The sequence below is a fragment of the Guptibacillus hwajinpoensis genome (genome assembly GCF_001039475.1).
In the GTDB taxonomy this organism is placed as follows: domain Bacteria; phylum Bacillota; class Bacilli; order Bacillales; family Guptibacillaceae; genus Guptibacillus; species Guptibacillus hwajinpoensis.
This window is the reverse complement of record NZ_LELK01000001.1, coordinates 303,897-323,528: the sequence shown is the minus strand read 5'-3', so window position 1 is coordinate 323,528 and position 19,632 is coordinate 303,897. Positions and strand designations below refer to the sequence as shown.

The 19,632-nt window shown below is 38.3% G+C and carries 20 protein-coding genes; 2 read left to right on the top strand and 18 right to left on the bottom strand.

Annotated elements, in window-relative coordinates:
• Positions 1–4: 4 nt before the first annotated feature.
• The gene (locus tag AB986_RS01730) at positions 5–691 is read right to left on the bottom strand and encodes a CoA transferase subunit A (protein ID WP_048309153.1); all 687 of its coding nucleotides are present in this window, start codon (positions 689–691) and stop codon (positions 5–7) included.
• A gap of 25 nt (positions 692–716) precedes the next feature.
• Positions 717–1,901, bottom strand: coding sequence for an acetyl-CoA C-acetyltransferase (locus tag AB986_RS01725; RefSeq protein ID WP_048309152.1), 1,185 nt, complete (start codon positions 1,899–1,901; stop codon positions 717–719).
• 163 nt (positions 1,902–2,064) lie between these two features.
• Here AB986_RS01725 and AB986_RS01720 point away from each other — a divergent pair, with 163 nt between their 5' ends.
• On the top strand, positions 2,065–2,988 hold the full coding sequence (locus AB986_RS01720; RefSeq protein ID WP_048309151.1) for a hydroxymethylglutaryl-CoA lyase: 924 nt from the start codon (positions 2,065–2,067) through the stop codon (positions 2,986–2,988).
• Positions 2,989–3,037: 49 nt separating this feature from the next.
• On the opposite strand, the gene AB986_RS22180 is transcribed toward AB986_RS01720, so the two are convergent.
• From AB986_RS22180 to AB986_RS01655, 14 genes are all read right to left on the bottom strand, one after another.
• Positions 3,038–3,199, bottom strand: a complete 162-nt coding sequence (locus AB986_RS22180) for a hypothetical protein (RefSeq protein ID WP_161797313.1) — start codon at positions 3,197–3,199, stop codon at positions 3,038–3,040.
• A gap of 20 nt (positions 3,200–3,219) precedes the next feature.
• Entirely contained in the window at positions 3,220–3,534 is a 315-nt protein-coding gene (locus AB986_RS01715; protein ID WP_048309150.1) for an iron-sulfur cluster biosynthesis family protein, read from the bottom strand.
• Positions 3,535–4,142: 608 nt separating this feature from the next.
• Positions 4,143–5,234, bottom strand: a complete 1,092-nt coding sequence (locus AB986_RS01710; protein WP_048309149.1) for an FAD-dependent oxidoreductase — start codon at positions 5,232–5,234, stop codon at positions 4,143–4,145.
• Positions 5,235–5,252: 18 nt separating this feature from the next.
• The gene (locus AB986_RS01705; protein ID WP_048309148.1) at positions 5,253–6,680 is read right to left on the bottom strand and encodes a dihydrolipoyl dehydrogenase family protein; all 1,428 of its coding nucleotides are present in this window, start codon (positions 6,678–6,680) and stop codon (positions 5,253–5,255) included.
• Between the two features lie 15 nt (positions 6,681–6,695).
• On the bottom strand, positions 6,696–7,277 hold the full coding sequence (locus tag AB986_RS01700) for a CDP-alcohol phosphatidyltransferase family protein (protein ID WP_048309147.1): 582 nt from the start codon (positions 7,275–7,277) through the stop codon (positions 6,696–6,698).
• A gap of 17 nt (positions 7,278–7,294) precedes the next feature.
• A complete protein-coding gene (locus tag AB986_RS01695; protein WP_048309146.1) occupies positions 7,295–7,951 on the bottom strand; it encodes a TVP38/TMEM64 family protein in 657 nt (218 codons plus the stop codon).
• Positions 7,948–8,937, bottom strand: a complete 990-nt coding sequence (locus tag AB986_RS01690; RefSeq protein WP_053216002.1) for an ABC transporter ATP-binding protein — start codon at positions 8,935–8,937, stop codon at positions 7,948–7,950. The genes AB986_RS01695 and AB986_RS01690 overlap by 4 nt, the downstream gene beginning before the upstream one ends.
• 13 nt (positions 8,938–8,950) lie before the next feature.
• Complete coding sequence (locus AB986_RS01685) at positions 8,951–9,733, bottom strand: ABC transporter permease (RefSeq protein ID WP_048310785.1); 783 nt, start codon at positions 9,731–9,733, stop codon at positions 8,951–8,953.
• Positions 9,734–9,765: 32 nt separating this feature from the next.
• Positions 9,766–10,650 (bottom strand): ABC transporter permease, encoded by an 885-nt coding sequence (locus AB986_RS01680; RefSeq protein ID WP_048309145.1) that lies wholly within the window; start codon positions 10,648–10,650, stop codon positions 9,766–9,768.
• A complete protein-coding gene (locus AB986_RS01675; protein WP_048309144.1) occupies positions 10,619–11,857 on the bottom strand; it encodes an ABC transporter substrate-binding protein in 1,239 nt (412 codons plus the stop codon). The genes AB986_RS01680 and AB986_RS01675 overlap by 32 nt, the downstream gene beginning before the upstream one ends.
• 234 nt (positions 11,858–12,091) lie before the next feature.
• Complete coding sequence (locus AB986_RS01670) at positions 12,092–13,474, bottom strand: copper amine oxidase (RefSeq protein ID WP_425545184.1); 1,383 nt, start codon at positions 13,472–13,474, stop codon at positions 12,092–12,094.
• Between the two features lie 344 nt (positions 13,475–13,818).
• Positions 13,819–14,292: a GNAT family N-acetyltransferase gene (locus AB986_RS01665; RefSeq protein WP_048309143.1), complete on the bottom strand. Its 474-nt coding sequence runs from the start codon at positions 14,290–14,292 to the stop codon at positions 13,819–13,821.
• Between the two features lie 199 nt (positions 14,293–14,491).
• Entirely contained in the window at positions 14,492–14,923 is a 432-nt protein-coding gene (locus AB986_RS01660; RefSeq protein ID WP_048309142.1) for a GNAT family N-acetyltransferase, read from the bottom strand.
• Between the two features lie 120 nt (positions 14,924–15,043).
• On the bottom strand, positions 15,044–15,607 hold the full coding sequence (locus AB986_RS01655) for a GNAT family N-acetyltransferase (RefSeq protein ID WP_048309141.1): 564 nt from the start codon (positions 15,605–15,607) through the stop codon (positions 15,044–15,046).
• A 146-nt stretch (positions 15,608–15,753) separates the two neighbouring features.
• On the opposite strand from AB986_RS01655, the gene AB986_RS01650 reads away from it, so the two are divergent.
• Positions 15,754–16,377 (top strand): LysE family translocator, encoded by a 624-nt coding sequence (locus AB986_RS01650; RefSeq protein ID WP_048309140.1) that lies wholly within the window; start codon positions 15,754–15,756, stop codon positions 16,375–16,377.
• A gap of 49 nt (positions 16,378–16,426) precedes the next feature.
• Here AB986_RS01650 and AB986_RS01645 read toward each other — a convergent pair whose 3' ends face one another.
• Positions 16,427–17,203, bottom strand: coding sequence for a 3-hydroxybutyrate dehydrogenase (locus AB986_RS01645; RefSeq protein WP_048309139.1), 777 nt, complete (start codon positions 17,201–17,203; stop codon positions 16,427–16,429).
• A 143-nt stretch (positions 17,204–17,346) separates the two neighbouring features.
• Positions 17,347–19,596: an FUSC family protein gene (locus tag AB986_RS01640; RefSeq protein ID WP_053216001.1), complete on the bottom strand. Its 2,250-nt coding sequence runs from the start codon at positions 19,594–19,596 to the stop codon at positions 17,347–17,349.
• Positions 19,597–19,632 lie beyond the last annotated feature (36 nt).

Here is a 19,632-nt window from a genome sequence, read left to right as displayed (position 1 = left end):
CCTCCTATCGCGTTGTTAGCCGCTCTATTTTCTTTTGCTGCTCTCCTACAATCACTTTTTGAACATAAATGCTTGGAGTATGAATATGATCTGGATCTAGCTCTCCTACTTCTACAAGTTCCTCCACTTCGGCGATCGTAACGTTACCCGCAGCAGCAATCATAGGATTGAAATTTCTTGCGGTCTTGTTATAAACCAGGTTCCCCATCACATCACCTTTTAGTGCACGCACTAAAGAGAAGTCTGCTTTGATTGCAGGCTCTAATAAGTAGTCTTTACCATTGAAGTTTCTAACTTCTTTGTCTTCTGCAATAGGCGTTCCAACACCAGCTGGAGTGTAGAAAGCAGGTATTCCAGCACCACCCGCTCGAATTCGTTCTGCTAATGTCCCCTGTGGAATTAGTTCTACCTCAAGCTCTCCTGATAGAACCTGACGTTCAAACTCTTTGTTTTCTCCGACATATGAGCCGACCATTTTCTTAATTTGCTTATTTTTCAACAGCAAGCCAAGTCCCCATTCATCTACTCCACAGTTGTTTGAAATAACCGTTAAATCCTTAACTCCCTTGTCTCTAATCGCGATAATTAAATTCTCAGGTATGCCAACGAGTCCAAATCCACCTACTAAAATCGTTGCCCCATCTTGAATATCTTGAACTGCCTCATCAAATGAATTTAGTATTGGTTTCATTATGATATGCCTCCTCTTAAATCATTTATGGTCTTTCAACGATTGTTGCTACTCCCTGTCCGCCACCAATGCATAGTGTCGCAAGTCCATAGCGATTATTCCGTCGTTTCATCTCATGCAATAAAGTTACTAGAATTCGAGTACCACTCGCTCCAATTGGGTGACCTAGTGCGATAGCACCACCACTTACGTTGAGAAGATCTTTATTTACATCCAGATCTCTTCCTACCGCAAGTGACTGAGCAGCAAATGCTTCATTTGCTTCAACTAGATTCATATCATTCATTGAAAGCCCAGCACGCTCAAGCGCTTTCTTTGTTGCGGGTACCGGACCGAGTCCCATCACACTTGGATCTACTCCTCCGCTAGCATTTGCTCGAATAATAGCTAGAGGTTCGATTCCTAATTCATCAGCTTTATCACGACTCATGAGAACAACTGCAGCTCCTCCATCATTAATACCTGAAGCATTTCCTGCAGTTACACCGCCATCCTTCTTAAACGCAGGTCGCAATTTTGCAAGTTTCTCTGCTGTCGTACCTGGCTTTACATATTCGTCTGTATCAAAAATGATAGGATCGCCTTTTCTCTGAGGGATGGAAACAGGTAATATTTCATCTTTAAAACGCCCTTCTTCTATAGCCGCCTGTGCTTTTTGCTGACTCAAAGCAGCAAACTCGTCCATCTCTTCTCGAGTAAGGTTATAGTGATCACATAGGTTCTCAGCCGTCACCCCCATATGATAATCATTAAATGCACACCATAATCCATCGTGTACCATACTATCAATCATCTTCTGATCACCCATGCGAAGACCTTCTCGAGCTCCTTGAAGAAGATAAGGTGCTTGACTCATATTCTCCATACCGCCTGCTACTACAATATCTTGATCGCCTAGCATGATTGATTGTGCACCCAAATGAACAGTTTTAAGCCCTGAGCCACAAACTTTATTTATCGTCATAGCAGGTGTTGAAACTGGTATACCAGCTTTTATTGCTGCTTGACGGGCCGGATTCTGACCGAGTCCTGCCTGAAGGACATTTCCCATAATCACTTCTTCTACCTGATCTAACGTTAGCCCAGCCCTATTCACAGCTTCTTTAATAACCATTGCTCCAAGCTCAGGTGCTGATATTGATTTAAGTGAACCATTGAAAGAACCTACCGCCGTTCTGACAGCGCTTACAATCGCGACTTCTCGACTCATTTCGATCTCCTCCTTATGTAACTATGACTCTCTTCTACAATATTCTTACTTAATTCAGTGAAATCCTTCAATTCTAAAGAATTTCCATTATTCAAACGATTGACTTGCAACCTTATTAATGGTTTGTTTTAATTAACAAGATAGCGCTTACAAACGAAAGGTGATGATAGTCTTGCTTCCAGAAAACGTATCTATTATTGAAGTTGGGCCAAGAGATGGTCTCCAAAACGAGGCTAACCAAGTACCAACTGAAGCTAAAATACAGTTTATTCAATTATTAAAAGGTGCTGGCTTTAATGAAATGGAGCTTACTTCCTTCGTTTCACCTAAATGGGTCCCACAAATGAAAGATGCGACTGAAATAACAGACTCATGTCTAGATGACACTAGAAATTTCGTACTGGCACCAAATCGTAAGGGTGTTGAGAGAGTACGATTAACAGATGTATCAGCCATTGCCGTATTTGCTGGTGTAAGTAACTCATTTAATCAAAAGAATAGCAATAGAAAAACAGACGAACTTCTTAGTGAACTTCTTCCACTTGTTCAAGAATTAAAAAACGAAGGCTACTTCATACGCGCTTGTATTTCAACAGCTTTCTATTGTCCCTACGAAGGTAAAATGGATATAGAAGATACGATTCGAGTATGTAAGAAGTTTGTAGAGGCAGGAGCAGATGAATTAAGCGTAGCAGATACTATTGGGATGGCCACTCCTGAAGAAGCGAGCGCCCTCTTTACTCGACTTACAAAAGAGTTTAGTTCTACTTTGTTAACCGCTCATTTTCACGATACTCGAGGTATGGCACTGGCTAACATCTACGCTTGCCTCCAAGTAGGTATTTCGCGTTTTGATACATCAGCTGGTGGGTTAGGTGGATGTCCATTTGCCAAAGGGGCTACCGGTAACGTTGCAACTGAAAGTGTAGTTTACATGCTGGAACGAATGGGCATTTCCACTGGGATCAACCTCGCAGAAGTGATGAAAGCAGTTGATCTTATAGAGCCTCACCTTTCAAGGAGCATTACAACTCCTTTTCGATCGCTCTATTTGAAAGAGAAAGAATCCCTGCCAAATAAAACATAATAATATTATGGTTAACTAAATAAAAAGCACACAATAATGTGTGCTTTTTTCATCCTTTAACAATCGTTAAAATTGTACTGTAAACTAGTGCTAGAATAATTCCGCCTATTAATGTAATACGATCCATCTTTTGACCTTTGAATAAATTTAGAATCCCTTTGACGATCATAAAAACAACGAAAAATATTAAAAAATACATTGCAAACGTCACGAATTATTGGCCTCCCATGTTTATCCCTTACTAATATATCTCATTCTTGGATTTAATATTTCATTATCACTTTTAAGCATAAAGCATTGATGCTTAGGAAGGTAGTCAATTTTCAATTCATTATCAAAAAAGACAGCATACTGCTTTTGAATTCGCACTGATCTGAAATTCGATTCCAGTTCCATGTTGTAACTACCTTGTTCATCTTCGCGAATCAATTGAACTACTCCATTTACAACACAACCGCAATCTTCTATGTCATAATGTAATTTCAGAAAACCATCTGGCTCGTGTTCCAATTTCTCAATCGCTTTATCAGTAAATGTTACTTTCAAATTAATTCCCCTCTCAAATCTCTTCTTTAAACACGTCTATCAATTCAATGGCCTAGTTATATCAATCAATCCATGTTCTCATTTATCTTCTACCATATTCAAGTGTTAAACATTCACCTTGTATTTACTATAAATGAATCATTGTTTCTTTAGTTTCATTATAAACTTCTTTACAAGATTTTTGCACATTTGGAGATCCAATTCATGAGTAATCATTATATGTGAATAAATAAAAAATCCAGAGTACAAATATTGCACTTTTTAATGCGAAAGGCTATGTTAATGAACAGTGTTGATTATTGGCTCATTCGAGTGAAAATAAGGTTTCACTCCAATGAGCCAAAAATCGAGAATTCAACAATATAAGCTAACATAGCCATGCGAAAAAAAGAGCTGTTCCATGTACACCTGGAAGCAGCTCATTTCTTTACATATGGCTCTTTTCGTAGACATTGTTGCTATAGTAGGTGAATTTCCGCTCCAGGATACTCGCTTTCCGCGGGGCGGGCGGTGAGCATCCTTCCGCTCCAATTAGCGAAGTGTGGTTTTTATTCAATAATTGTTTCAAAAGCAATAATCTTTTAGAAAAGAGCCTTACATATAAAAGATTAAGCATCAGTTGTTTTATACTTCTCCATAAAGCGGCGGTCAATTTTATTTTTTAATTTCCATGACAAATGATGATGGAGTATGAGTTTTCCATATAACAGCAAGCCTTCTTCTTCACCCGTTGAAAGAATAGATAAATAGGCTTTTTTAGGTTGAAACCGAACCCCGTCTTTTTGTTGTAAAAAAGCTTTCAAGTTCTCCCAAAGCACTTCTGATTGTTTCACCGCAACAACTCCTGCTTTTGGAAGATCAGGGTAATCGCGAAGGGTTGCACAATCTCCGGCTGCAAAAATCGCAGGGTACTCTTTCACTTGCAAGGTATCTTCAACGAGTAAATACCCCGCTTGATCAATAGGTAATTTAGAAGCCCTAAACAAATCAGGTGCTTTTGGTCCAGTTAGCCATAGTAATTGATCATAGGAAATATTATTACCACTTGAAGTTACAACATGATTTGTCGTTACATTCGATACTGCTTCTTCCAAATAAAGGTGCATTTCTTTATTTCTCGCAATTTGTTCAATTTTTGATTGTGCTTTCATAGGAGATGCTTGTAGTAGCTTAGAGTGTGAAATTAATGTGACAGCTTTCTTCCCTTCTTTTCTCCTTCTAGCCGTTAGAGAAAGCGCTATTTCGATACCTGCCGCTCCACCCCCCACAATAACAGGGTTTTCGGCTTCCCACATTTTCTTAGCCACTTCTTCGATGCGATAATTTGGTTTAATACGAAGCGCGTGATTTCTAGCGCCCGGTACATTAATCCCAGCTGTATATGAACCGATATCCACTGAAAGAATATCATAGGAAAGGACATCGCCTTTTTCGGTTAGGACTACCTTTCCTTTCGCATCAATTGACAATGCAGCACCATTAACAAATGTAACGCCTGCGCGATCAGCGAGTGATGGAAGGTGTACGCGCATCTCTTCTTCACTATATACGCCTTCCATATAGCCTGAGAACATACCTGAATAATATTGATAGTCTGAAGGAGAAACGATCGTTACTTCTATATCAAGTTGTTCTTCCTGAAATTTCTTCATAATATGAAGGTGTGCATGTCCCGCTCCAATTAACAGAAGCTTCTTCATTCAGATCCCTCTTTCCGATTACCTAACCCATTTAATGTATTTTTCAGACACTTTAGGTAACCAACCATCAAATAGCTTTTCTCTCCAATACATATCTGCTGCTTGATTGAGTATGGCACCTTTGGTTGGATAGGGGTGAATTACCGTTGAAATATCACCAATTTTATGACCATGTTCTTTTGCAAAGACAATCTCTTGCATCCAGCTTCCAGAATCTTCTCCAACTGCATGAGCGCCAAGAATATGACCTTTCTTATCAGTGATCACTTTCACAAGACCATCTTTTTTCCTCTCAGCAATGAAACGGTCAACGTCATCTGTACCAACCTTAAATACACGAATTTCTTCTCCATGCTTTTCCTTAGCTTCTTGTTCTGTTAAACCAAGATGAAAAACTTCAGGTTCCGTATAAGTAACCCACGGCACGTTACCATAGTTAACTTTTCTCTTTAAACCAAAGACTGCATTTTGGACAATTAACTTCCCCTCCATACCAGCTCCGTGAGTGAATGGAAACGCACCGTTTACGTCTCCGATTGCATAGATATGAGATTTATTTGTTTGAAGGGATTCATTCACGGTAATATACCCTTTGTTTTCGTTGACACCTGCTGCTTCTAGGTTAAGTTTGTCTGTATTCGGTTTTCTTCCTGTCGACATCATAATAGCTTCTGATTCTATTGTTTTCTCTTCACCATTTACTTTATAAGTCACTACTTTATGGCCATTTTGCTCAGAAATGCCCGTTACATCCGCTTCGAAAACGAAGGTAAGCTCTTTCTCAAGTGCTTTCGTAACAATCGGAATAATTTCATGATCTTCTTTCTTGAAAACGGATTGGGATGTTTCAATTACTGTCACATCTGATCCAAATCTTGATAGAGATTGTGCAAGCTCAAGACCAACTGGTCCTCCACCGATAAATACAACGCTTTTTGGAAGATAGTCGAGATTAAAGATCGTTTCATTCGTAATAAATGATACGTTTTCAACTCCATTTATAGGTGGCACATTAGGTCTAGAGCCCGTTGAAATCACAATGCGCTTCCCTTTAATCGGGTTTTCGCCGTCAATTGTAATCGTATGCTCATCTTTAAATGCACCTTTACCTCTATAAATATCAACTCCGAGGCTTTCAAACCGTTCATCGCTATCGATCTCTTGGATTTCATCAATCGCTTCCTTCACGCGTTCAATGGCTCGCTCAAATAGAACATCGCCACTAACAGTTAGGCCGAATTCCGCTGCGCCTTTGTAGACTGCATGGACTTCTTTGGCAGCAGTAATAAACGCCTTTGATGGCACACATCCAAAATGCAAACAATCTCCTCCAAGTCCAGGCTGATCATCAATTAAGGCAACCTTTGCACCCATGCTTGCTGCACCAGATGCTGCAGTTAGTCCACCTGAACCTCCACCAATAACGATTAAATCATACTCCACCATTCTCTCTCATCTCCTCTAATCTAATATACGCTTTGCTTCAGCTAACCTTTGGAAAGCTGTAAATAGTTCAATTGCTAGAAATACGAGTGTTAATAGTGTTAGGACATCGTGAAAGAGTATCATCGCTGTAAATAATATAAATCCTTCCGTCCGTTCTGCTGCTCCAGCTTGATAATAGAAGGACTTAATTCCTTTCTTTTCAGATACTGCCCCCACAGTCAAAAAAATGGTCATTGCAAAAATAATAGATGTACTTAATAGCAATAGCGCCCACATTGAATCTGGGAAACGAAAAGCGAGACCTAGGATAACACTAACTTCGACCACTCGATCAAAACTAACATCCAAGATGGTTCCAAAGGAAGAAGGTTTTGTTTTCCTGGCCATTGTCCCATCTACAGCATCAAGAAAACCTGAAAGCCATAGAACAACCACCGCTATAACAAACTGATCTAAATAAATGAACAAACCAGAAGTAACGCCAATAATGAATGAAATGGTTGTCACCTGGTTTGCAGTGAGCCCAACTCGTAACAAAACATCAGCTGTTCGGTCCATGATGGGCTGTACATATTTTCTAGCATGTGTATCGAGCAAGACTGCACTATCCTTTCTTATCTAAGTTCCTCTTCAATAACAGCTCCAAAAACTTTCTTGCGGATAAATAGACTAATTAGCAATAACAATAGTAAAACAACGGCTGCAAGCATGATGGATCCTATATTATTTGAAAGAAAGCTCGCCCCTAGAAAATTCAAGGCAAGTGCCCCTGGTAACATACCAAGTAACGTTGCCATATAGTATTTCCGCCTGTTTACAGAAGAAACCCCACAAACGTAACTCACAAGATCAAAGTGTAGGAAAGGTACTAACCTCAAAAGAAGCACATAAACGAAGCCATTTTCTGAAAGTCTTCGTTCAAGTGTTTCTCCGCGTCTACGCCACGATTTCGGAAGAATTTGTAACCCCAGTTTTCTTGCCACTGAAAAAAATAAGAGAGCACCCGTCGAGCCTCCTATTACGACCAATAACGTACCTAGATATGGACCAAAAACCAGTCCCCCTGCAATAGAAAGAATTGAAGTAGGAAAAAGCACGAAGGGCCTAACTATGCAGATTAGAAGAAAAACAAGAGGAGCGTAGAACCCAAACGATGAAATCCACTCGCGAATTGTAGAAGGACGAAAGTCAAAAACATACTGATTTAAGAAGAAAATAATCACAAGAACAACAGTTAAAGATAAACCTTTTAAGATCGTTTTCATTGTCATTGCACTTTTCTCCGATGCTCTTCATTCTGGAGATACTTTCTTATCGCTCTTCGATCAGCTTTTATATTCGCCTTTTCTCCTTGATGAAGATGATTAATAGAGGGAACTAGCACCGTACCTTTATCCCAAGAAACTCGATAGTATGGATGATTGTTTTTCACAGTAACAGCCGTTATTTTACCTGGAATTGATATAAAGTTAGGTTCTATGGTTTCGTTTTGCTTAACCAAAATTAATTCATGGAGAGGTATAAACCCTTCATCGAGCGCTAACCCCTCACCTATAATCATTGCACTTTCTAAGCATGAAGGTTTTGTAACAACGTCATATGGAAGACCCATTTGGATAAACTCACCATTGTTCATCACAGCAAGGCGATCAGCCATCTCAATCGCTTCATCTCGATCATGTGTAATGAATAACGATGAGATGTTCTCCTGTTTTAACAACTCTTTCACTTCTCCCCTAAGGGATTCACGTAAAGTAGCGTCAAGTGAGCTAAATGGTTCATCAAGAAGGAGAAGATCTGGTTTAAGTACCAATGCTCTAGCCAGTGATACGCGTTGTTTTTGCCCTCCAGACAGTTCATGCGGGTAAGCATTCTTCCACTTAGTTAATTTTACTTTTTCTAGCATTTCTTCAGCTTGTCTTATACGGTCTTTTTTTGATGTTTTTATACGTTTTAAGCCATATGTTACGTTCTCAAATACGGTGAGATGAGGAAATAACAACGCATCCTGAAACATAAGTACAACCGATCTGTCTTCAGGTTTTACTTTAGCAAGTGATTTACCATTCAATATGATATCTCCGCCATCAATTGACTCTAAACCAGCAAGACATCTAAGAAGAGTAGTTTTACCGCAACCCGAGGGTCCAACAACAGTAAAATGCTCTCCTTTTCCCAATGAAAATGTGACGCCTTTTAGAATAGAACTTTGTGAATATTTTTTTTTGAGTGTGTTGCATTGCAATAGCTGGTTCAAGACCATCTTCCTTTCAAACGCGATTAACTGCCCGAATTACCAGCCTTAATAAAATTTCTGCTGCTCCTATAAATAGAAGTGGCAATAAAGCAAAAATAATCGAAAAACCAGCAATTACTGCTTCATTCGAGCCTGAAAAATAAGGGTAATATAATAATGGTAGAGTTACAACCGTACCACCGCCAATTATAGCAGTCAGAGCATATTGACCAAGTGAAATCACAAAAGTCAGCAGCATTACACTCCTTATGCTTGGCAAAAGTAGTGGGAGGGATACAGTTAAAAATCGGATAAGTGGACTTGCCCCAAGAACAATTGCCTGTTCTCTAAGACCATTTCCCAATCGTTCATACCCTGCTCTCATGATTCGTATAGCATAAGGCAATGTTGGAATTAAATGCACTAACACAACACCAGCCATACGATCTGCTAGTCCAAACCGAATTAAAGTGAATTGCAGTCCCATGGCAAGAAGAATACCTGGAATTAGGATAGGAGAAAGCAAGAAAGCTTCAATTAATGACTTGCCATGAAACGTGTAAATAGATAGTGCTCTAGCAGCAGGAATAGCTAATAATAAGTTCAATCCGACTACCATTAGTGCTATTTTAATTGTTGTAAAGATTGATTCAATTAATGAAGGGTCCCGAAAGATTACCTTCCACCCTTCAAAGCCATAACTATTGGGTAATAGATCAGGCCAACGCCATCCAATTGAGAAACTCTTCATTATTATTGTTAGAAATGGCAGTATAAATAATAGAATAAATAATAATACCATCAAAATCGTAGTCATCTTTTTCTTCCCTATATTTATCGAGTGAAACATCAACGTACTCTCCCTTTTACCATTCGCAGACGGTGTTTCTGTATTGCTCCGATCAACGAAATCGATAATAGAAGAGCTACTACTCCAGGAACAATCATTGCAGAGAAAGCCAGTGGTCGCTTACTCCAGTCTCCATTGAAGAACCATTCATATGCTCGAACTGGGAGCATTTCTGGTCTTGTGACGCCAAGCAGGTAAGGAACTTCAAAAGCTGAAGCAATGAATGCGAATAAAATCACACCGGTTTCAACGAGAACGGGAAGGAGCCAAGGCCACTCAACGGTTTTAAATGAATCCCACCTAGACCCTCCAAGCGTTCTAACTACTTCAGAATAGCGATGATCGATTTCGTAATAAACTGGCAAAAGCATTAAGATAACAAAAGGCACTTCTTTCCAAACATAAGTTAGTATAATTCCTAATCCAAATTGATCTTGCACAAGAACTGGAAAATCAGCTCGATTTTCAATCACACCAAGATGAGAAAGAAATGAAGATAATAATCCACTCTGTGAGAGGAACAAGAAAACTAAATAGCCAGCCACAAAATGTGGAATTAGGATGGGGATCCAGACTAACAACTTTGAAGATGAGTCTTTAAAAAACTGATACAAAAGTCTTGTCATAACTAATCCAATCGCTAACGCAAGAATGGTAGCGATTGTTGTGACTCGTATAGTAAGTATAATGGAGTCTAAAAACAACTGATTACGAAACAAGGTAAGGTATGAATTGGTTGTCCAACTACCATCTATTGTTTGGAAACTCTGAGCAACAGCAGACCACATTCCATATCCTACTAGTAAGAAAATGACCATTACTGCAGGTAACAGATAAAGTCCTGCTTTCCATTTATTTTTCAATAACCCGATTTGCCCATTCATTGTTTATCCACTCCGTATAGCCTGTATCTAAATCCGGAAGCTTGTACTGATTTAATATTTCTGGTGAGAGAACACTTTCACCACGATCAAGGCTTTTTATCTTTTTTTGGTTGTCTTCACTTAATTTATCGAAATTCAATACTGTTCCTTCTCCCCACATATCCGGATCCATTTTCGCGATCTGTGCTTCAGGAGATTCAAGGAAATTGATTACTGTCATCGCACCTTCTGGATTAGGACTATTAAATGGAATACTAAGGTAATGTGTATTTGAGATGGAGCCTGGTTGTTCAAGAATGAAAGATTTTGTACTTTCAGGGAATATGCCGTTCGCAATTAGACTTTCCGCTCGGGCACTATTAAATCCCATGGTCATCCATACTTCACCCTGGCTGTATAACGTGTCGAGTTTTGTTAAAGATTCAGGATACGTTTCCCCTCTTCTCCATAATGAACCTTTAATGTCACTTAAATATCCCCAAATATAGTCTTCAGATTTTTTCAGAAGATCTTGGTCTACTTCTTTTGCAAGGATATCAGTATTTCCACCAGCTCCTGCCACAAGGAGATGCTTGACGAAAGTATTCCCTGTGAAATCTGATACGTTTGGATATGTGAATTTGCCTGGATGATCTATAATCCATTGCTTTAATTCATCTAATGTTTTAGGAGGTGAGTCAATTTTGCTTGAATCATAATTAAAAACAAATTGAACATTTCCCCATGGCGCTTCTAATCCTTCAATTTTCGTTCCTTGATCAAATTTAGCATTTTGATCAGTAGAACTGATGTACTCATTGAAATTCGGAAGTTTGTTTGTAAATGATCCGAATAATAAATCACCATTTTTGGCATTTTTGAAGTTTGCTCCATTAATCCAAATAACATCAATCGTTCCTTTGTTCTTACCAGCTTTTTTCTCTGTTAATAATTTCTGCATAAATTCTTCAGTATTCATAGGTTGGCGATTTAACGTTATATTATATTCCTCTTGTAACCTTGGGGTAGCCCACTCATCGATATATTGGTTAATCCCCTCGTCACCTCCCCACATGAAAAGGTTCACTTTTGTACCTTTAGCGGATGATTCAATTTCATCCCATTTTTTTGAAAGTACATCTTTATTCTCTACCTTGTTTACGTTATCATTTCCACAACCAACAATTAAAAAAAGCATCCCTATTAGCAGTAATGATTTCAACTTCATTTCATTTCCCCCTATCTGCTTTATCGTAGCAATCAATCATCTACTTTGACGAACCTGATTGTGTTTTATCATTCATTTATGTACTCTATCCCAAATGTAATTATACCTTTTTTACTATGACTATGCTGTAATGCAACTTACAAGGAACTTTTCTTATATAGAAAAAGCAATAGCCCTAATGGCTATTGCTTTAACATTATAGGGTATTTTATTCTATCCTTAGCTTATTATCGCTTAGTTCTTTTGCATTTTTCTACGAACTACCACGCCAGTAGCTGCCATCGTTGCAAGGACTGCTGCAAGGATCCACTCAATAGGTAACTGCTGTTCCGCTGTACCACCTAAACCTGTTTTCGGCATGTCCGTTGGCATTGCTTCCATTGCGAATTTATCAGGGAATTGATTTACAAACGCTCCTGATAGCCCTTTTGCAGGCTTATACATATGAGCATATGCTTCACGTACGGAATCATACGCGGCTTCATAATCCTCTGCTGTGTAGCTATCAAATGCTGCAACCAATTGGTTTACGTGCATTTGTAATCCTTCAGATAATGCTCCTGCTTCTAAGCGCTCCTCTGTTGCTGTTTCAAGGAAGCTTGAGAAATCAGCTCGGTACGCTTCAAGAGCTTCTAGCGCTTTTTCTTTAGCTGCTTCGTCTTCAGCACCTGTAGCTTGAACGTATTCTACGAAGTTACCGATATGTCCAGACCACATTTCTTTAAATTGATTCCCTGCTTCTTCACCATATACGGAAGTAATTGCCGCTGTTAGATCATCAGTGTTTTTACTTAGTGCAGCAGCAGAAGCATCAAAATCTTCAGATCCATCAATACCGTTTTGCATCGTCATCATAGCAAGACCAGCATGTTCAGATAGAAGGTGTCCTAGCCCTGCACGAAGGTCAGAAGCTGGAGTTACCGCTTTCGTGTTATCAAACTTATCTGGGAATTGGTCTGTAATAGCACTTGAGAAACCTTTTGCTACCATATGCATATGACCAATTGCTTCGCGTTCCTTCTCATATGCCATTTCATAGTCTCCGGCAACATAGCTATCAAATGAACCTATTAATTGATCAATATGAGCTTGTAGTCCTTCTGCTAGCGTTTCAGCTTCAAGGCGCTCACCTGTTGCACTCTCAATGAACTTAGAAAAGTCTTCTTTATATCCTGCTAAGTTATCAAGTGCTTTTTGCTTCGCTTCTTCATCATTGCTATCTGTGGCTTTCACATAGTCTACGAAGAATCCGATGTGATTACTCCAAATTTCGTTAAATTGAGCACCTGCTTCTTCCCCATATACGGAAGTAATTGCTGCAGAAAGATCTTCAGTATTTTCATTTAGTGCGCCTGCAGCAGCTTCAAAATCAGCAGAACCTTCAGCACCTTTTCTCATTGTTTCTACTGCAAGATAAGCATGTTCACTTAGTAGATGTCCTAGATCTGCTCGAAGATCAGCAGCAGGCGTTTCAACTGTAGGCTTGTCCATGTGGTTACCATGGTCATCTGCAAATGCTCCTGTAGTTGGGATTAATAGTGAAAAACTAATTGGTACGATTAGAAGTCCTTTTTTCCAGTCTATAACTTTCTTCTTCATATTTTTTTCCGTTCTCATTTTCAAATCCACTCCCCTTGTTTTGTTTTACACTAAGCTAACGGGAGGAAGATCATTTTGGATCATTCTTTTTTGAATTTCTTTTTATTTTTTATTCAACTATATCTAAATAACCTACTAAAACCTCTGATTTATGGGGGTTTTAGTAGGTTATACGTTTCTTTAATTTTTCTTCTCTTTTTAGATTAACGACGAAAGATTAGTCGAGTAAGAACGAATATAGACTAAAGAGCATTGCTGAAGCGCTACACGGAGTCAGTCCTTCTGCCCCTCGAGTTCAGGAAATACATTCGACATATGTTTATGATAGACTACAACGTTTTTCTGCTTGGCACGGTTACTAATTATGTAGTTTGATTCAGTTCTTTAATCATGCTAACAAACGGATACATTCCACCATTTGTACGCTGAACGAATGTATTCTCTTTGATGAATCCAGCTTTTTGATATACCTTAATCGCCCTCTTATTGAACTCTGCAACAGACATCGAAAGCGAACTTGGTTGATACAAATCAATTGCTTTCTCAATACCAGCCTCTAGGAAACTCAAGCCATATCCTTGTCCTACCATTTCGGGATTCATTCCGAGGCCAATTTCAACTTGATTTAGATCCTGATCATGATAACTAAAAAATCCTACGAGCATCTCTTTTTCATAGACGCTCCAATAATTCCGGTTATCCGCTGCAAATTCACGGAATTCTCTTAGGTCTTCCATATCCGCTTCCATATCATAGAAGGCATAAACCCCTTCATACTTCCACGATATCACTTTCTCCACTTCATTTTGATTCATTATTTTAAAATGATAGTTCATTAAACTCCCACTTTCAGATCAGATTTTTCAATAAAAAAGCCCCATGCCGGGAAATGCATGGGGCTCACACTATATATTTTAAGGGGGGCAGGAACCGGGGAAGTTCCTGCAAAAACAGTGTACCAAGAACCATGCACATTTAGACTAATTATGTGTTCTTTTTCACATTGTTTTAATAAATGATAAGAATAGCAAACAACTATTTATAAACCATTATCGTTTGGAGTTCTTTGAACCCAATGTCTTTATAAATATACTTTGCGAAATTCGATGAGTATACATTTAATCGAATTTCATCATATCCTTGTTCCTTAAAATTCGCTATGCTTGCTTCAACAAGCTTTTTCGAAAATCCTTTGCCTCTAAATTTAGGAAACACAAACACATCATAAATAAAGCCATGCTTATTCTCTGTAAAATAATCTGTGTTTTCACCTAACAAAACCCACCCTGCAATTTCATCGCCGTCTCGGTAAATAAGATGATATCCACCTCGATCTAAAATAGATGAAACAATCTGCAGTGCTTTCTCTTCCTTTACAATACCTGGATTTGTTGTTCCTTCATTAACTGACTGAATGGAATTGGATAGAATATAATCCCTTTCCTCTATATTTGCTCTCTCAATCACGCACTGTCCCCTCCATCAACTTTATATTTCATTACTCGTTACTTCTTGATGATTGATGTTCTTTCCTTCTTCATATGAATATTGGATAAACCCTCCAATAAATTGGCGAATTGCAAACCATTATTTAGTTATTTTTGCATATACGCATGTATCAATTAATTCTTCTCCATTAATAGACAAGCTATCGTTTCGAAGGATCGCTTCTAGTTCAAAATTTACTCGCTCTGCTACTTTACGACTTCGGAAATTATCTTTGTTGCACCTTATTTCCACTCTCTTTGCTTCAAGGTGATCAAATGCGAAATCGGAGATACCACTTACTGCTTCACTCATAAATCCTTCACCAGAATACCTGGAATCTATCCAATAACCGATTTCAAATTTACGAAGGGTCCAATCGATACGATGAAGACCTGAAGAACCGATTAAGGAACCAGAATTTTTATTGAAAAGAAGAAGTCTTAAATCCGTTCTTTTCAAAAAATCAGCATGCGATTCACGAATATTCGCTTCAACATCATCAAGCGTTTGTTCAGATTGAGCAAATGGCATCCATGGTTTCAGTTCTTCAATAGAAGATTGAATAGCCTGATGAACAGCGGTGCCATCACCAGGTATTGGATACCTTATATGTAAGCGTTCTGTTTCAAATTCATAAGGGAAATCAATAAGAATCGGTTTCATATGACAGTTCCTCCAACTACTCCAAAAGATGTCAGAATTATACCATTAATGAGATATCTGTCAAGTGGCTCTACTTCAATCAATTTCACCTGTTCGAACGTATGCACCTCATATATACTATATAGTACAAGAAAGGGGAATGGATTATGGAAATGTCACTACTATTATCTTTTTTTGGAGCTGCTGTTCTTCTCACCTTGATGCCTGGCCCAGACAACTTATTTGTACTTGCACAAAGTATTTCTCAAAATAAACAAGCTGGAATAGCTACATCACTAGGATTATGTTCAGGGCTCCTTGTACATATTACTGCTGCTGCGGTAGGAATATCAGCACTACTATATCAATCATCACTCGCATTCTCGATTGTAAAATACCTCGGTGCGGCTTATTTACTGTACATGGCTTATCAAGCTTTTCGTGAAAGAGGGGCTACATCCACAATCAATAATCAGCAGTCACGTTCATATTCGTCCCTTTACCGAAAAGGCATTGTGATGAATATTCTAAACCCTAAAGTATCTCTCTTTTTTCTTGCACTACTTCCACAGTTCATTGACCAGAATGCAGGGTATCCTGCACTTCAAATGGTTTTGCTTGGAGGAATATTCATTATACAAGCTTTGTTGATTTTCAGTGGTATTAGTCTATTTGCTGGTAAACTATCTACTATTGTAAGTCGGAACGAAAAAGCGTCAAGAAGAATCAATCTACTAAAAGGAACTCTTCTCGCAGTCATTGGTATTCAAATTGCTTTTAGTGAAAAATGAAAACAGCGCCCGCATTGGATGCGGGCGCTGTTAATTTATGATTTCTGATTTACTGTGCCGTATATCCACCATCAATAATCAAGGCCTGTCCAGTAATACTTTTCGCTGCATCACTAGCAATAAACATAGAATAATCAGCAATTTCTTTCACTTCAAGAAGTCGCTTTTGAGGTACCAATGGATAAATTACTTCTTCTAATACCTTTTCTAATTCAACTCCACGTTCTTTTGCTAGATCTTCCATCTGTCCTCGAACTAGTGGTGTATCTACATAACCAGGTGCCATAGCGTTAACAGTAATCCCATGCTCTGCACCTTCTAGTGCTGACACTTTAGTTAATCCAATTAAACCATGTTTAGCACTATTGTATGCTGCTTTACCAGCAAAGCCTATTACACCATTAATGGATGCCATATTTATAATTCTACCAAATCCTTGTTTCTTCATTATTGGAAATACATGTTTCGTAGCAATGAAAGGTGCTGTAAGCATGATATCTTGCATCTTACGAAACTTATCGGTAGGGAAATTCTCAATCGCTGTTACATGTTGAAGGCCAGCGTTATTGATTAATACATCCAAACGTCCATATTTCTCTACGGTTCGATCAATTGCAGATTTAATTTCATCTTCATTTGTTACATCTGCTTTAATTCCAATAACATCATAACCTTTGTCTCTTAGGTTACGTGCCGCTTCCTCCGTACCTTCTTCATTAATGTCTGACAACACAACCTTCGCTCCGTTTGAAGCAAACGTCTCACCAATTTCAAATCCAATTCCTCTTGCTGCTCCTGTAATAAATACAGTCTTGTTGTTAACCATTTGTAAATCCTCCTATAAATAATGCTTTATATTTAGCTATCAGTCTAGTTTCCCTTTTTGCCAATATATAAACTACAAATTCCTTTATTATTTTATATCTTACTATAGTAAAAACCGAAGCCTTAGTTGAGCTTCGGTTTTTGCTATTCATTCAATTCACTAGTAGACGCTTCCCTGTTATTCAAAGAGCCAAGCTCTTTCCCTAGAACGAGTAACGATTGATTAATACGCCACACATAATAAAGGTCGTTTACAAATGTCTTCACATCCAGATCTTCATCTGTTAGATCCTCAGATAATCCTTCAATTTGTTCGCGTTCTTTATTTAGATGATACATAACAAGACCCTGCTCACCCTTTAAGAGCCTTAATAACGTTCCAATATTATGTTTAATAACTTGATTGATATGTTTCAATGTGTCATCTGTGCCTGCAATGATACGTACGTGATTACTTCTGTTTGTTGAAGCTAGTAAGTGTTTTGCGAAATAATTAATAGCTGTCAGAACAGTTAACCAGCGTTCAATTCCAGATCTAGCTAGAATGGCAGGTCTATTTCTTAATGGTCTTGCATCCTCTTCAATTCTTCTCATTTCTTCGTCTATCCCAAAAGCCTGATTAGTAAAATCAGCGGTTTTCTCAGGATACACGAACGATTCGAGGTAATCAGATACAAAGGTACTGAGTTTATTTAGGAAATCTTCTACTGTATTAGAAACCTTCTCTTGGGTTTTTCTTGGATAGATTAAAGCTGCAGCAAGAAAACCAATGAACGCTCCCGCTAGCGTATCAAAAACCCTTGCTAGAATAATTTGCTCTGTAATTCCCCCCAGAATGAAATCATACATAATTGCAATCAACATTGTCATCCAAAACATCATCATGGCATATGAAATGGATAGAAAATAGAATGCCAAGAAAATACAGCAAAACAGTGCAACAAGCTCTAAAACAACCTGTCCTGCTAGTAGTTGAGCAAGACCAAAGCCAGCAATTGCTCCAAAGATTGTTCCAAGCGACCTTTGAAAAGCTTTCTGGAGAGTCATTCCTACTGTATCCGTTCCAAGTAGAACAACAAAAGCGGATAGAAGAACCCAGTATTGATGCGCTGGTGATAATAAATTACCAAACATGATTGCAACTGCTCCAGCTGCTATAGCTTGTAAAGCTTTTTTTGTAGCAAGTCTTGGAAATGTACTGTTTTCTTCCTCTTCTTTGATATTATCCTTTTTGATTTCATCCGCATCTTCTAGCCATTCTTCTTCGTTAATATTTGCCATTCGTCTAGCACTAAGCTCATTAGAACTATCAACTAGGTGATTTGCAATTGACTCAATTCTTCGTATTAGCCAAAGCCAGTCTTTATTCTGATGATTTGCCATCCGCAGATGAATTAACTGGAGCTTTAATTCATCAATTACTTTCTCTGTTTGCATTAAGTTACCTATAATATCATGACTTCTTAGAACTTCCGCATCTCGTATTGACTCAACAACTTTATATAATAACTTCCTTACTTCATCATGTTCTAAAGCATGAAGTTCTTTAAGCCTCTTCACAGCTGGATAAAGCGTTTCAATTAACATTTCTGCGTCAAAGATATACAACCTTAATTGTTCTGAATCAATACCTTCCCAAACCTTACTAGGATTCGTTGTAGTTAACTGACTTGAAATCACCTGTGCATAGTCATTTAGCCTTTTAACATCTCTTTTAAGTAGAAAAGTCCTGTAACGATTTGGAATTGGATCTCCGATTACATCGAGAACAAGGTCTAGTGTAAGATTCGTTTGGATATGGAATGATCGCATACTATGACGAAGCTGTTTAGTAGGTTGATTACGAAGAACGATAAAGTGATACAAATAGGAATACATTCCACCCGCTAGAATACCTACTATAAAAACTGGCAAGTCTTGCGGTTGGAGATTTAACAAAGTCGAAAAGTAAATGGATAAGAACGCGACCATAAATATAGCAAAATAACGAAAACCATAGTGCTGAGTGTAGTAAGCACAAAAAATAACAAATAAGAAAAGGGCATCGATTACGTATGAAATAGAACCGAGCAATGTGCTTAACGAAAGAGCAGCAATGCTTGATATAACTAACAATCCAGTCGTTATCTTTTTCTGCTTCTCTGTGTCATCATTTACTAGTAAAAGTGATAAAAGACTGACTACACCCGCAAGAATTGCTGGTGTAAAGGATACTCCCATAAAGGAAGTTAACCATAACATTGTCATAACTGAAGATAATACACTAATTGTAATTCTAACTGCTTGATGTAACCTGGTCCTGCCGGGATCCGCAGCAGCTAAACGAGCAACCCAGCTTTGAATGAGTCTATTCTCTTTTTTAGTCCACATACTCTTATGATAGCCAATTTTCATCTATTCTGCCAACCTTAGCTCTCTTATTTGTAATAA

Bases quoted from the DNA above. Each gene is read 5' to 3' on its own strand.
- AB986_RS01725 (WP_048309152.1), bottom strand. From the start codon at position 1,901: ATGAGTCGAGAAGTCGCGATTGTAAGCGCTGTCAGAACGGCGGTAGGT.
- AB986_RS01670 (WP_425545184.1), bottom strand. From the start codon at position 13,474: ATGAGAACGGAAAAAAATATGAAGAAGAAAGTTATAGACTGGAAAAAA.
- AB986_RS01675 (WP_048309144.1), bottom strand. From the start codon at position 11,857: ATGAAGTTGAAATCATTACTGCTAATAGGGATGCTTTTTTTAATTGTT.
- AB986_RS01685 (WP_048310785.1), bottom strand. From the start codon at position 9,733: ATGACTACGATTTTGATGGTATTATTATTTATTCTATTATTTATACTG.
- AB986_RS01665 (WP_048309143.1), bottom strand. From the start codon at position 14,292: ATGAACTATCATTTTAAAATAATGAATCAAAATGAAGTGGAGAAAGTG.
- AB986_RS01680 (WP_048309145.1), bottom strand. From the start codon at position 10,650: ATGAATGGGCAAATCGGGTTATTGAAAAATAAATGGAAAGCAGGACTT.
- AB986_RS01710 (WP_048309149.1), bottom strand. From the start codon at position 5,234: ATGAAGAAGCTTCTGTTAATTGGAGCGGGACATGCACACCTTCATATT.
- AB986_RS01650 (WP_048309140.1), top strand. From the start codon at position 15,754: ATGGAAATGTCACTACTATTATCTTTTTTTGGAGCTGCTGTTCTTCTC.
- AB986_RS01655 (WP_048309141.1), bottom strand. From the start codon at position 15,607: ATGAAACCGATTCTTATTGATTTCCCTTATGAATTTGAAACAGAACGC.
- AB986_RS01695 (WP_048309146.1), bottom strand. From the start codon at position 7,951: ATGACAATGAAAACGATCTTAAAAGGTTTATCTTTAACTGTTGTTCTT.
- AB986_RS01640 (WP_053216001.1), bottom strand. From the start codon at position 19,596: ATGAAAATTGGCTATCATAAGAGTATGTGGACTAAAAAAGAGAATAGA.
- AB986_RS01720 (WP_048309151.1), top strand. From the start codon at position 2,065: ATGATAGTCTTGCTTCCAGAAAACGTATCTATTATTGAAGTTGGGCCA.
- AB986_RS01730 (WP_048309153.1), bottom strand. From the start codon at position 691: ATGAAACCAATACTAAATTCATTTGATGAGGCAGTTCAAGATATTCAA.
- AB986_RS01645 (WP_048309139.1), bottom strand. From the start codon at position 17,203: ATGGTTAACAACAAGACTGTATTTATTACAGGAGCAGCAAGAGGAATT.
- AB986_RS01705 (WP_048309148.1), bottom strand. From the start codon at position 6,680: ATGGTGGAGTATGATTTAATCGTTATTGGTGGAGGTTCAGGTGGACTA.